Origin of the sequence: Allobosea sp. Root670 (assembly GCF_001429415.1) — a bacterium.
GTDB lineage: Bacteria > Pseudomonadota > Alphaproteobacteria > Rhizobiales > Beijerinckiaceae > Allobosea > Allobosea robiniae.
This window is the reverse complement of the sequence record NZ_LMJU01000002.1, coordinates 55,727-69,039: the sequence shown is the minus strand read 5'-3', so window position 1 is coordinate 69,039 and position 13,313 is coordinate 55,727. Positions and strand designations below refer to the sequence as shown.

Here is a 13,313-nt window from a genome sequence, read left to right as displayed (position 1 = left end):
TATGTTGCTGTCCAGATGCCCCCGATGAATGTCGTCCTCGCCTGCGATCTCGGCGGCAGCAGCTTTCGCGCCGCGCTGATCGATGAGCATGGTGTGACGAGAGCGGAGCATGCCGTTCCCGGCCCCGCTTTGAACGACCATCTCGACCACTCGGAAGTCTGGGCTACGGCATGGTGGACACAGCTGCTCGAGGCTGCCGCCAAGCTCGCCGAACAAGCACCAGACCTGTTCGCAAGCGTCCAGGGCATCGCGATTTGCGGCGTGACCCGGACGCAGGTCTTCCTCGGCCATCAAGGGCAGGAATTGCGCCCGGCCATGACCTGGAAGGACGCGCGCACCGACCACATCGCCGCTCGCCTGCGCGAGAGGCTGCCCGATCATCCTGAAGCCGGACGGATCAACGCCTTTCACCCGCTCGCGCGCCTCGCCTGGCTGGTCGAGAACGAGCCTGAGCACGCCCGCGCGCTCGCCGGCGTGCTGGAACCCAAGGACTACCTGAATTTCCGACTGACCGGCCAGAAGGCGAGCGACCCGGTTTCGCTGGCGCGGTTGATCGCTTGCACTGAAAGCGTCGATGGCCACTCGGCATTTGAAGCAGTGGGTCTCTCGCCAAGCGTCATTCCGGCGATCCTCGAACCCATCGATATCGTCGGCTCCGTCATCACCGGCCTGCCCGCCCCCTTCGACAGGCTCGCCGGCATCCCCGTCTTCTGCGGCTGCAACGATACCTGGGCGGCCGTCGCGGGGCTCGGTGCGCTGCGGCCGGGCTATGCCTACAACATCTCCGGTACCACCGAAGTGCTCGGCGTGCTCGGTCCCGATCAGGCGGAGGCCGAGGGGCTCATCTCCGTCGACTGGCGCGGCCTCTGGCATCTCGGCGGCCCGAGCCAGAACGGCGCCGACACCGCCGCCTGGCTCGCCGGCCTGCTCGGTGGGCAAGGCCCTGTCGGCGAGACGATCGAGCGCCTTCTCGCAGGTCCGCGCCACTCGCAGCCGCTGATCTTCCTGCCCTATCTGCAGGGCGAGCGCGTGCCTTATTGGGACCCGAACCTGCGCGGCGCTTTCATCGGGCTTGGCCGCCGGCACGGCCCGACCGATCTCGCCTATGCCGTGCTCGAAGGCGTCGCCTGCCTGAACCGGCTCGTGCTGGAACGGGCGGAACGGGCACTCGACACCCGCGTCGACGAGATCCGCTTCGGCGGCGGCGCGGCCGCCAATCCGGTCTGGGCGCAGGTCAAGGCCGATATCTGCGGCCGCCCGATTGCGGTCGGCACGGCGAGAGAGCCTGGCCTGCTCGGTGCGGCGATCATCGCCTGGACCGGCCTCGGCCGCTTCACCTCGCTGGAGGCCGCGCAGGATGCCCTCGTGACCATCGCCCGCTGCTATGCGCCCGACCCGGCCCGCCGCCCGGCCTATAACGCGCTCTATGCGCTCTATCGGCAGAGCGAAGCGGCGCTGGCCCCGATCTCGGCCGATCTCGTCGCATTGGCGCAGAACACGGCCGCGCTGCCCGGCCTCGCCAACGCGACAAGCGCCACGTAAAGGACGCTTCATGCCGGCGATTCGAAGCAGGGCGTCGGCGCTGATGATCGCGAAGAAGGGAAGCTGAGCTTGGGCCGCATCGACCCGCGCGAACTGATCGGACGCTACGGCACGGCGCTCGCCGGCCTCACGCTGATCCTGTTCTTCCTGATCTTCGCGCCGAACTTCGCCAGCACGATGAACATCATCAACGTGCTGAAGGATACGAGCTTCCTCGCCATCCTCGCGCTCGGCTTCGCGCTGGCCTTCACCGTGGCCGAACTCGATCTCTCCGTCGCGGAAATGGCGAGCCTCGCGGCTGTCGTCTGCGGCTGGCTGGTCCATGCCCAATATCCTCCGGCCGTCGCGGTGAGCGCCGCGATTGGCGTCGGCATCGTGCTGGGCTCGCTCAACGGCTACGGCGTCACCGTCCTGCGCATCCCCTCGCTGATCATGACGCTGGGCACCGCGGCGATCGCCAAGGGCTTCGCCTTCATGATCACGCAGGGCGTCGCCTTCGTCGGGCGCTGGCCGGTCGGCTTCACCGGGCTCGCCCGCGGCTACTCCTTCGGCATCCCCAACCTCGTGCTCTGGATGGCGGGCGCCACGCTCTTCGCCTACGGCCTCGTCAAATGGACCCGGACCGGCGCGCATATGGTCGCGACCGGCGAGGCGGACGAGGCCGCGCGGCTCGCCGGCATCGCCACCGCACGGATGAAGCGCATCGGCCTCCTGCTCTCCGGCGTCTTCGCCGGCCTCATGGCCATGCTGCTCGCCGCCAACCTGTCCTCGGCAGCGCCGAACATGGCGGGCGACTACCTGCTTTATGCCATCGCCGCCGTGCTGCTCGGCATGACCATGTTCGAGCCCGGCAAGCCGAACATCCCCGGCACGGTCTTTGCGGCGCTGGTGCTCAAGGTGCTCGGCAACGGCTTGGTGCTGATGGGCGCGCCCTATTACATCCAGGACATCGTGCTCGGCGCGATCATCATCGGCTCGGTCGCCTTCTCGGCCAGCGCGATGAAGAAGGCAGCGTTCAAGGTCTGATCGCGACAACGACAAGCAGAATGAGGGGAGTGGGTTTCATGTTCGGTTTCAGGAAATTGCTGGTCGCTGCCGCCGCGCTCGTCGCGCTCGGCCAATCGGCTCAGGCCTTCGAGCTCGGCATCATCGGCTTCCAGTTTACATCGGAAACGCATGCCCGCGTCGCCAATGCGGCTGCCGCCGCCGCCAAGGCCAAGGGCTGGAACGTCACGCTGCTGAACTCGGAAGGCGCGCTGCCGAAGCATGCCGAGCAGTTCGACGCGCTGATCGCCAAGAAGGTCGACGCCATCATCATCGCCATGGGCAAGCCGGTCGAGGCCGATGCGCAGTTCAAGGCGGCCAAGGACGCCAAGATCCCGGTCATCACCGTGCAATCGGGCTCAAGCCCGCATGCGCTCTTCGACATCCAGACCAACGAGTACAAGGTCGGTGCCGATGCCGCGCTCTACCTGCTCGGCCAGCTCGGCTACCAGGGCAACATCGTCTCGGCCCGTTTCGACCTCAACGTCGCCTCGCGCATCCGCGGGCGTCTGCTCGACGCCGTCCTCGCCGAGAACCAGGCGGTGAAGGAGCTCGGCAAGTTCTCGATGGCCCGTACCCAGAGCTGGCGCGACGACGTCCGCGCCGGCATGCAGGCGCTGCTGCTGCAGAACCAGGGCAAGATCAACGGCATCTGGGCCTCCTTCGACGGCCAGGCCTACATCATCGACGACCTGCTGCAGGCTCAAGGGGTGAAGAAGGGCCAGATCCCGCTCGTCTCGGTCGATGGCGGCCAGGAAAGCTACGAGCGCATCGCCGATCCGAACTCGACCTTCATGGCGACCGTGGCCGTTCCGTTCGACGAGATGGGCAAGCAGGCGGTCGATGCGATCCAGGCGATCGTCGTCGAGAAGAAGCCGAAGGAGAGCATCACCTCGGGTCCCTATCTCTTCACGGAAGCCGTGCTGGTCGACAAGAACAACGTCCAGCAGTTCCTGAAGAAGTGAGCGTGCAGGCCGTCATGCTCGGGCTCGACCCGAGTATCTCGGAAACCAGTGTCTTCTGGTTATGAGATTCCCGGGTCTTCGCTACGCTTCGCCCGAGAATGACGGCAAATCGCTTTGCAATCGCCTGGATAACCCATGACCCACCCCACCCCCCTCCTCTCGCTGCGCGGCATCGGCAAGGCCTATGGCCCGGTCGTCGCCGTCCGCGATGTCGATCTCGACATCTTCAAGGGCGAGGTCGTGGCGCTGTGCGGTGACAATGGCGCTGGCAAGTCGAGCCTGATCAAGGTGATCTCCGGCGCCGAGGAAGCCACCACCGGCACGATCAGCCTGCGCGGCAGGCCGGTCAGCTTCGCCTCGCCGCATGACGCGCTGGAGAATGGCGTCGCGACAATCTACCAGGATCTCGCGCTCGCCCCGCGCCTCTCCATCGCCCAGAACGTCTTCATGGGTTCGGAATTGACCAAGCCCGTCCTGCTGCCCTTCCTGCGCATCCTCGACAAGAAGAGGATGATCGCGGAATCGCAGCGCTATCTCTCGCAGCTCTCCGCCGCCGTCACCGATATGACCCGGCCGGTCGAGCGCCTCTCGGGCGGCCAGCGCCAGGCCGTCGCGATCTCGCGCGCACTGCGCTGGAACGCCGAGATCATCATCATGGACGAGCCGACCGCCGCGCTCGGCGTCAAGGAAAGCGCGCTCGTCCTCGATCTCATCCGCAAGCTCAAGGCGGACGGACGCACCGTCATCCTGATCAGCCACAACATGCGCGACGTCGTGGCGCTGGCCGACCGCGTCGTGATCATGGGTGCTGGCCGCAAATATGTCGACCGGCCGCTCGACGATCTCACCGCCGACGACATCGCCCATATGATCATGGCCGGAAACGCCAAGGCGGCCTGAGATGCGCGAGACCATCATCATCGACACCGATCCTGGCCAGGACGACGCCGTCGCCCTGCTCCTCGCCTTCGCCAGCGCCGAGCAGATCGATCTCAGGGCGATTACCACGGTCGCCGGCAATGTCCCGGTCGCGCAGACCACCGCGAATGCCCTGCGCATCCGCGATCTTGGTCAACGCGGAGATATTCCGGTCTATCGCGGCGCCGAAGGCCCACTGGTCTTTCCGCTCGAAACCGCTGAGTTCGTCTGCGGCCCGGACGGGCTGGATGGCGCTGACCTGCCCCAGCCAAAGAGCGAGGCTGCTCCGGGTCATGCCGTGCAGGCGATCATCGACATCTGCCGCGCTGTGCCTGCGAATGGCATCACGCTTTGCCCACTCGGGCCGCTGACCAATCTGGCCCTCGCCTTCCGGCTGGCGCCCGATATCCTCCCGAAAATCAGGCGCATCGTGCTGATGGGCGGAGCCATCGGCCTCGGCAACATCACGCCCGCCGCCGAATTCAACACCCATGTCGACCCGCATGCGGCTGCGGTCGTTTTCGGCTGCGGCCGGCCGATCGTGATGTTCGGCCTCGGCGTCACGCTCCAGGCTATCGCCAGCCATGATCAGATCGCCCGCATCGGCGCGCTCGGCAACGCCACGGGCGAGGCCGTTCACGGCATGCTGACGCGCCCGCGTCCGGGCGGGCTCGGCTCGAACGGCCACCCGATGCACGACCCCTGCGTCATCGCCTTCCTGCTCTGGCCGGAATTGTTCGACGGCCGCGACTGCTTCGTCGCGGTCGAGACCGGCGACGGCCCCTTGCGCGGGCGCACCACGATCGACTGGAACGGCCGCCTCAGGCGCGAGCCCAACGCCCATGTCGTCTCGGCCGTGAAAGCCCATGACCTGTTCGAGCGGATGATCGAACGCCTCGCCACACTGCCTTGAAAGACCAAACCATGCCGCATTTCGTCGAAGCGCTGCAGCAGGAAGCGGCGGAAGCCATCGCGCAGATGCAGGAGGCGGCCCTGCGCGCCCGCCATGCCCATGCCCGCGCCGAACTGATGCGCCACATGCTGACCACGGCCCGCAAGGTCAGGGACAAGCCGAAAGCCGAGGCGGTCGAAACCGTCGTGCACGAATGGATGGATGCCTGGAATCTCGGGCGCTCCGATTGGCCCCATATCGCCCGCGAGATGGAGAGCTTCACCGAGGCCTTCCACGACTACGCCAACGATCCGAGCGACGCCCATGACACGCGCCTGCGCGAAACCTGCGCAGCGCTCGACAAGGTTCTGGAGCAGGAGGGCACCTCGATCTCCGACCAGATGGCCTTCCGCTCGCAATGCGCCCATGGCTGGTGGGAACAGGTGAAGCCGGTCCCGGCCGACCTGCCCGGCCGCAAGCCGAGGCCTTCCGTGCCGGCGCTTGAATCCGGCAAAGCATTCTGGGAAGCCGGCTGCGCCGATTTCTGCCGCTAGATCGAGCTCCCCGTCATGCTCGCCCTTGTGGCGAGTATCCACGCCTTGAACACGGCATTGCATTGATGAAGACGTGGATGGTCGGGACAGGCCCGACCATGACGCGAGGATCGGCTCAAGGCAGCTGCTGGTTCTCGAAGAACCCGTCCAGCGGGATCTGAGTCGTCTTCTCGAAATCGTCCATCGCGTCGAGCAGGCGCTGGCGATAGTTCAACAGCGCCAGCAGCAACTGCGCCGCATCGCGCGACAGCCCGTAGCGCGCCCAGCTCTCCGAGGTCCGCCGCTCCAGCCCGATCTGGTCGCCGAAGGCCTCGACGGTTGTGAAACCGAGGCCCTGCACGACCTCCAGCAATTCCTCAGCCGACATGCGCGGCTTCACGACATGGGAATGCACCCGCTCCAGCATCAGGCGGATGTCGGACGGCCGGAACTGCAGGGAGTTGCGCGCGAACTGCTCGAAATTATTGGCCATGGCGTGTCTCCCGTTCGGCTCCCTCTGCCGCTTGTTTCGCGCCGCCGGCCAGCAGGGCCTCGGCAGCGCCTTCATCCGTGATCAGCACCTTCGCCGCGCTCGCCCGCAGGGCCGCGCGGATCGCATGTTCCTTATGGGCGCCGCCGGCCGCGATCGCGACGAGGCCGATGCCCCTGAGATCGGCCGGGCTCACCGCCATGATACGCCGGTTCACGGGATGGTCCACCAATTCGCCCTCGGCATCGATGAAATGGCAGACGAGGTCGCCGACCGCGCCGGCTTTCTTCAAACCGGCCAGATCCGATTGCGGCAGAAGCCCCTCGCGGAACAGTGTCGAATCGGGGACGAGATCGCCGACGCTGACCAGCGCGATATCGGCCGCCCGGGCCCGGTCGAGCAGGTCCCGCAAGGTCGGTTCGCGCCAGAGCGCATCGCGAATCTCGGCATTCGAGACGAAGACCGGCGCGGTCAACTGGAAGCAATCGGCCCCGAACATGTCGGCGACGCGGCGCGCCACGGCCGAAGGATTGATGCTGCGCGAATGGGTGAGCCCGCCCAGCAGCGAGACCACCGACATCGCCTCGACCTGACGCGGCTGCATGCCACGGAGCGCCAGATGCAGGGTCTGTCCCCAGCCCACCGCCAGTGACATGTTGTCGGTCAGCTTGTCGGAGAGCCAGAGACCCGCGGCATAGCCGACCAGCGCCGAGACGCTGGCCGCATCGCGCGCCGCCGGCACCACCACCGCCTCCTTCAGGCCGAAAGCGGTGACGAGACCACGCTCCAGGCCCGCCTGCCGGGCCGAGCGCGCATCGATCCTGATCTTGACCAGCCCTTCGGAGCGCGCCGCCGCCAGCATGCGGATCACCTTGATCCGGCTCAAGCCGAGCGCTTCGGCGATCTGCTCCTGGGTCAGGCCCTCGACATAGTAGAGCCATGCCGCCCGGACTTTTGCCTCCGCGACCGGCACCTCGCCCTGGATCTGTCCTGCTCCGAATGCGTCTTCCACGAGCGCTCCCTGCCGCGCCATTGCGGGCGCTTGCGCCAGCATCACCGCATCGCGTGGTCCAAGGCAACCCGTTTGAACATCTGTGCGCTTGACAGGACGAATGACATGTCCTTTTGTTCCTTCATAAGAACATATGTCCTAGGGAGAGACATGACGATGGCCGCGATCCAGCCGCAGCCGCCTTTGGGCGCGCCCGTCGCCGGCCTGTCCCTGGCCGAAGCCCTCGAACTGCGTGCCAGGGCTGGCAAGCCGGTCCGCGTCGGCCTGATCGGCGCCGGCCAGATGGGCACCGATATCGTCGTCCAGATCTCCCAGATGACCGGCATCGAGATCGCCGCCGTCGCCGATATCGCGCCGGATCGCGTGTCCGAGGCCGCAGCGCTCGCCGGGCGCAAGGGCGATGTCGACACCGTCGCTGACGAGGCCGGTCTCGATAGCGCTCGCCGCAAGGGCCGCATCGCCGCCACGACCTCGCTCGACCTGATCTGCCGCTCGCCGCATGTCGACGTCATCATCGACGCCACCGGCAACCCGGAAGCCGGATCGCGCGTCGCGCTGACCGCCATCGCCGCGCGCAAGCATATCGTGATGATGAATGTCGAGGCCGACATCACCATCGGTTCCTATCTCGCGGTCGAGGCCGCCAAGGCCGGCGTCGTCTACACGCTCGGCGCCGGCGACGAGCCTGCCGCCGCGATGGAACTGATCAATTTCGTCCGCGCCATGGGCTATCCGGTTGTCGCCGCGGGCAAGGGCAAGAACAACCCGTTCCGCATCGACGCCGTGCCGGCCGATTATGTCGAGGAAGCCACCCGCCGGAACATGAACCCGCGCATGCTCGTCGAGTTCGTCGACGGCTCGAAGACGATGGTCGAGATGGTCGCCATCGCCAATGCCTGCGGCTTCGTGCCGGATATCCCCGGCATGCACGGTCCGGCCGCGCCGAAGGACGAATTGCAGAACTACTTCTGCCCAAAGGAGGAAGGCGGCCTGCTCTCGCAGAAGGGCGTCGTCGATTTCTCGGTGGCCAAGGGCGTCGCGCCCGGCGTCTTTGCCGTCGCGGAGATGCGCCATCCCCGCGTGCGCGAGCGGATGAGCGACCTGCATCTCGGCCCCGGCCCCTACTACTCCTTCTTCCGGCCCTATCACCTGACGAGTCTGGAAGTCCCGCTCTCGGCCGCTGCCGCCGTCATCTTCAACCAGAGCCATATGCGCCCGCTGCCGGTGCCGACCTCCGAGGTCGGCTGCGTCGCCAAGCGCGATCTCGCGGCCGGCGAGACGCTCGATGCCATCGGCGAGTACGGCTATCGCGGCTTCGCCCTCTCCCGCGCCGATGCACAGGCCCGCAAGGCCCTGCCGATCGGGCTTGCCCAGGGCGCGACCATGACGCGCCCCGTCCGCAAGGGCGAACTCATCACGCTGGCCGACGCCACGCCCGACGAACGGCTGAAGATCGTCGAGGTGCGCCGCGCCCAGGACGCGATGATCGCCGCGCTGACCTCCGGAGCCCATTCATGAGCGCTGACCAGAAGCCGAACCAGCGGCCGGAACTCGCCGCGCTCGACGACGCGACGGTGGCGCAGGCGCTGACCCGCATGCACCTGATCCGCAAGTTCGAGGAGGCCGCCGAGGCGAGCTATATGCGCGGCCTGATCCACGGCACGATGCATCTCTCGATCGGCCAGGAGGCGAGCGCCGTCGGCACGACACTGCCGCTCGAGGCCCATGACTACATCCTCTCGACTCATCGCGGCCATGGCCACTGCATCGCCCGCGGGGCCGAGCCGAAGCTGATGTTCGCCGAATTCTTCGGCAAGGAAACCGGCTACTGCAAGGGTCGCGGCGGCTCGATGCATATCGCCGATGTCGAGGGCGGCAATCTCGGCGCCAACGGCATCGTCGGCGGCGGCCTGCCGATCGCCGTCGGGGTCGGCATGAGCATCAAGGCGCAGAAGAACGGCCGGGTCTGCATGGTCTTCTTCGGCGACGGCGCCTCGAACGAGGGCGCCTTCCACGAGGCGCTCAACATGGCCTCGATCTGGAAGCTGCCGGTCGTCTTCGTCTGCGAGAACAACAAATACGGCATGTCGATGGATATCGGCCGCGCCATGGCGGTGGCGAACGTCGCTGACCGCGCGAGCGCCTACGGCATGCCCGGCCACTGCCTGGATGGTAACGACCTCGCCGGCGTCGCAGCCGTCGCGAAGGTCGCGATCGCACGCGCCCGCTCCGGCGAAGGCCCCTCGCTGATCGAGTGCAAGACCTATCGCTGGCGCGGCCATTCCAAGAGCGACCGCAATCTCTATCGCTCCAAGGAAGAGATCGAGGAGTGGCGCAACCAGGACCCGATCCGGCGGCTGGAGGATGAACTCAAGGCGCATGACCGCTTCGAAGCGGCCACGCTGATGAAGCTCGAAGAGGATGCCCAGCGCGACATCGACGCCGCCGTCGAATTCGCACGCGCCTGCCCGGACCCCGATCCGAAAGACCTGACCCGTGACGTCTATGCCCTCTGACACGCTCGAAGCTGTGAGCGAGATCCGCGAGCTCTCCTATGCCGAGGCCGTGCGCGAGGCGCTCGGTCAGGCGATGGAGGCCGACGAGCGCGTCTTCCTCTTCGGCGAGGATGTCGGCGTCTATGGCGGCGCCTTCGGCGTCTCCGGCGATCTCGTCCACCGCTTCGGCAAGGAGCGCGTGATCGACACCCCGATCAGCGAGCTCGGCATCGCCGGCGCGGCGGTCGGCGCCGCGATCACCGGCATGCGGCCGGTGCTGGAGATCCAGTTCTCGGATTTTGTCACGCTCGCCATGGAGCAGCTCGTCAATCAGGCGGCAAAAATCCGCTTCATGTTCGGCGGCAAGGCGAGCGTGCCGATGGTCGTACGCCTGCCCGGCGGCTCGGGCACAGGCGCCGCCGCCCAGCACAGCCAGAGCCTCGAAGCCTGGTTCGCCCATGTTCCCGGCCTGAAGGTTCTCCAGCCGAGCACGCCGCATGACGCCAAGGGCATGCTGCTCGCTGCGATCGACGACCCCAACCCAGTGCTAATCTTCGAGCACAAGCTGCTTTACAAGACCAAGGGCCACGTCCCGGCCGAGGCCTATCGCGTGCCGATCGGCAAGGCCGCGATTCGCCGCGAGGGCACGGACCTCACCATCGTGGGCTCCTCGATCATGGCCCGCAAGGCGGAAGCCGCCGCCGAGCGTCTGGCCGCAGACGGCATCTCCGCCGAGGTTATCGACCTGCGCTCGATCCGCCCGATCGACTTCACCACCATCGCCGAAAGCGTCCGCAAGACGCATCGCCTGCTGGTCGTCTACGAGGGCGTGAAGACCATGGGCATCGGCGCCGAGATTTCGGCGATGATCGCCGAGAGCGAGGTCTTCGACTTCTTGGATGCGCCGATCATCCGGTTGGGCGGCGCGGATTCGCCGATCCCCTACAATCCGGTTCTGGAGAAGGCGGCCGTCCCGCAGGAGGACGACATCGTCACCGCCGCCACCAATCTCGTCCGCCGCGGGGAAGCCTGATGCCGGTCGAGGTCATCCTTCCCAAGGTCGACATGGACATGGAGACGGGCACGATCGAGGCCTGGCATGTCAAGGAAGGCGACCGGGTCAGCCAGGGCGATACGATCTTCGAGATCGGCACCAACAAGGCCGTGATGGAGGTCGAGGCCCCCGCCAGCGGCGCGATCCGGAACATCAAGACCGAGACCGGCGTACCGATCTCGGTGGGAACCCCCGTTGCGTGGATCTACCTCGACGGTGAGGCCGCCACCACACCGTCCGAGCCGGCAGCCGCTGCGGCTACCGTGGCGGCTGCCACATCCGTTTCGAAATCAGAGGCGCCGGCCGCTCCGGTGATTGCGGCTGCACCCGCCTCGTCAGGCCTGCGCGCGACCCCGCTCGCCCGCCGCATCGCCCGCCAGAACGCACTCGACCTCAAGACCGTGACCGGCACCGGCCCGCGCGGACGCATCGGGGAATCCGACGTGAAGCGCCATCTGGAGCAGCGGCCGCGCTGCGCTTCGGCACAGGAGGCCCGCCCCGCGCCGGCCGCCTCGGCGATTGCTTCCGAGGGCCGCCTGCAGCCCTTCTCGGCGATCCGCCGCATCGTCGCGAACCGGCTCTCCGAGAGCATGCGTACCGCGCCGCATTTCTATCTGACGTCCGAGATCGAGATGAGCGCCGCGCGCGACCTGCTTGGCCGCCTCGCCAAACGTCACGAGCGCATCGGCGCGCCCAAGCCCAGCCTCACCGTGCTGATCGCCCGCGTCGCCGCCCGCATCCTGCGCGACCACCCGGTCATCAATGCCTCGGCCGAAGGCGAGGCGACCCGCTTCCACGAGCGCATCGATATCGGCATCGCCATGGAGCGCGACGGCGACCTCGTGGTGCCCGTGCTGCGCGATGCCGGCAGCATGGACATGCCCGCCATGACCCGCGAGTTCGCGAGGCTGCGCGAGGGCATGGCCAAGCGCGCGCTGACCCCGGCCGAGCTCGGCGGCGGCACCTTCACCATCTCCAATCTCGGCATGTACGGCGTCGACTCGTTCACCGCGATCATCAACCCGCCGCAGGGCGCGATCCTCGCCGTCGGCCGCACCGTCGACAAACCGGTCGGGCGCGAGGGCCAGATCGTGCTCCGGCCGATGGCGAACTTCACGCTGTCCTCGGATCATCGCATCGTCGACGGCGTCGCGGCAGCCCGTTTCATGGCCGATCTGCGCGAGGCCCTTGAAAACCCCGAGCTGCTCCTGTGAAGGATAATGCCGCCGGTCGCGCCGCATTGCGGATGACCGGCCAGAGACGACCTGACATGACGACCAGACACGAAGATCGGCCGGCGCATTTGGCGTAAAGGTCGGCATCGCGACAACGGAGGAGATGAAACCATGACCCTGACACGACGCCACTTTACCCGGCACGGCCTGATGATGACGGCTGCCGCTGCCCTGCTCGCCGCCGCGCCCGCCTTCGCACAGGCGCCCTCGGGCAAGCTCGTGCTCTACACCTCGCAGCCCGAGAAGGACGCGGCCCAGACCGTCGCCGCCTTCAAGAAAGCCTATCCCAATGTCGAGGTCGATATCTTCCGCTCCGGCACGACCGAGGTGATGGGCAAGCTCGCCGCCGAGATCTCGGCCGGCCAGCCCGGCGCCGACGTGCTGCTGATCGCCGACGCCGCGAGCATGGAGATCCTGAAGGGGCAAAAGCAGCTCCTCGCCTATCCCGGCGCCAAGACGGAAGGCCTCCAGCCCGGTTCCTTCGACGCCGACAAGACCTATTTCGGCTCGAAGCTGATCACCACCGGCATCGCCTACAACACCGCCGCCAAGGAGAAGCCGACCTCCTGGACCGATCTCGACAAGCCCGCCTACAAGGGCCAGATCGCGATGCCGAGCCCGCTCTATTCCGGCGCCGCCGCCATCATGCTCTCGACCATGACGGCCCGTCCCGATCTCGGCTGGAAGCTGTTCGAGGGCCTGAAGGCCAACGAGGCCGTCGCCGTGCGCGGCAACGGCGCCGTGCTCAAGGCCGTCGCCACCGGGGAGAAGTCCTATGGCGTGCTGGTCGATTTCATGGCCTACAACGCCAAGAAGCAGGGCTCGCCGATCGACTTCGTCTTCCCGAAGGAAGGCGCCCCGGCCGTGACCGAGCCCGTCGCCATCGTGAAGACGACCAAGAACGAGGCCGCCGCCAAGGCCTTCGTCGACTTCATCCTCTCCGATGACGGGCAGAAGCTCGCGCTGGCCATGGGCTACATCCCGGCCAAGCCCAGCATCGGCTCGCCCGCCTGGCTGCCGGAAGGCACCAAGATCAACGTCATGGCCTCCGATATCGCCGCCGTGGTCAAGGCGACGGAGGCCGACAAGGCTCGCTTCGCCACGATGTTCGGCAACTGAGCCCGGAAGCGTTG

The 13,313-nt window shown here is 67.0% G+C and carries 13 protein-coding genes; 11 read left to right on the top strand and 2 right to left on the bottom strand.

Annotated features, from left to right (window positions below):
* Positions 1–24 precede the first annotated feature (24 nt).
* The 6 genes from ASE61_RS06080 to ASE61_RS06055 all read left to right on the top strand — a co-directional run bounded on the left by ASE61_RS06080 (position 25) and on the right by ASE61_RS06055 (position 5,915).
* The gene (locus ASE61_RS06080) at positions 25–1,542 is read left to right on the top strand and encodes a xylulokinase (RefSeq protein WP_061965775.1); all 1,518 of its coding nucleotides are present in this window, start codon (positions 25–27) and stop codon (positions 1,540–1,542) included.
* A gap of 69 nt (positions 1,543–1,611) precedes the next feature.
* Positions 1,612–2,568, top strand: a complete 957-nt coding sequence (locus ASE61_RS06075) for an ABC transporter permease (RefSeq protein ID WP_244492736.1) — start codon at positions 1,612–1,614, stop codon at positions 2,566–2,568.
* A 38-nt stretch (positions 2,569–2,606) separates the two neighbouring features.
* Positions 2,607–3,551 (top strand): sugar ABC transporter substrate-binding protein, encoded by a 945-nt coding sequence (locus ASE61_RS06070; protein ID WP_061965773.1) that lies wholly within the window; start codon positions 2,607–2,609, stop codon positions 3,549–3,551.
* Positions 3,552–3,686: 135 nt separating this feature from the next.
* On the top strand, positions 3,687–4,451 hold the full coding sequence (locus tag ASE61_RS06065) for an ATP-binding cassette domain-containing protein (protein ID WP_061965771.1): 765 nt from the start codon (positions 3,687–3,689) through the stop codon (positions 4,449–4,451).
* A 1-nt stretch (position 4,452) separates the two neighbouring features.
* Positions 4,453–5,382, top strand: coding sequence for a nucleoside hydrolase (locus ASE61_RS06060; protein WP_061965769.1), 930 nt, complete (start codon positions 4,453–4,455; stop codon positions 5,380–5,382).
* Between the two features lie 11 nt (positions 5,383–5,393).
* On the top strand, positions 5,394–5,915 hold the full coding sequence (locus tag ASE61_RS06055) for a hypothetical protein (protein ID WP_061965767.1): 522 nt from the start codon (positions 5,394–5,396) through the stop codon (positions 5,913–5,915).
* 115 nt (positions 5,916–6,030) lie between these two features.
* Here the strand turns inward: ASE61_RS06055 and ASE61_RS06050 are convergent, their stop codons facing one another.
* Positions 6,031–6,387: a hypothetical protein gene (locus tag ASE61_RS06050; protein ID WP_061965765.1), complete on the bottom strand. Its 357-nt coding sequence runs from the start codon at positions 6,385–6,387 to the stop codon at positions 6,031–6,033.
* Complete coding sequence (locus ASE61_RS06045; protein ID WP_244492735.1) at positions 6,377–7,396, bottom strand: sugar-binding transcriptional regulator; 1,020 nt, start codon at positions 7,394–7,396, stop codon at positions 6,377–6,379. The genes ASE61_RS06050 and ASE61_RS06045 overlap by 11 nt, the downstream gene beginning before the upstream one ends.
* A 150-nt stretch (positions 7,397–7,546) precedes the next feature.
* Here ASE61_RS06045 and ASE61_RS06040 point away from each other — a divergent pair, with 150 nt between their 5' ends.
* The 5 genes from ASE61_RS06040 to ASE61_RS06020 all read left to right on the top strand — a co-directional run bounded on the left by ASE61_RS06040 (position 7,547) and on the right by ASE61_RS06020 (position 13,299).
* Entirely contained in the window at positions 7,547–8,914 is a 1,368-nt protein-coding gene (locus ASE61_RS06040; RefSeq protein WP_274532846.1) for an NAD(P)H-dependent oxidoreductase, read from the top strand.
* Positions 8,911–9,912 carry a thiamine pyrophosphate-dependent dehydrogenase E1 component subunit alpha gene (locus ASE61_RS06035; RefSeq protein ID WP_061965763.1) on the top strand — a complete coding sequence of 334 codons (1,002 nt, stop codon included), beginning with the start codon at positions 8,911–8,913 and terminating at the stop codon, positions 9,910–9,912. Before ASE61_RS06040 ends, ASE61_RS06035 begins: the two co-directional genes overlap by 4 nt.
* Positions 9,902–10,924, top strand: a complete 1,023-nt coding sequence (locus tag ASE61_RS06030) for an alpha-ketoacid dehydrogenase subunit beta (RefSeq protein ID WP_061965761.1) — start codon at positions 9,902–9,904, stop codon at positions 10,922–10,924. Before ASE61_RS06035 ends, ASE61_RS06030 begins: the two co-directional genes overlap by 11 nt.
* A complete protein-coding gene (locus tag ASE61_RS06025) occupies positions 10,924–12,159 on the top strand; it encodes a dihydrolipoamide acetyltransferase family protein (protein ID WP_061965759.1) in 1,236 nt (411 codons plus the stop codon). The genes ASE61_RS06030 and ASE61_RS06025 overlap by 1 nt, the downstream gene beginning before the upstream one ends.
* A gap of 132 nt (positions 12,160–12,291) precedes the next feature.
* On the top strand, positions 12,292–13,299 hold the full coding sequence (locus ASE61_RS06020; protein WP_413813525.1) for an ABC transporter substrate-binding protein: 1,008 nt from the start codon (positions 12,292–12,294) through the stop codon (positions 13,297–13,299).
* Positions 13,300–13,313: the final 14 nt, after the last annotated feature.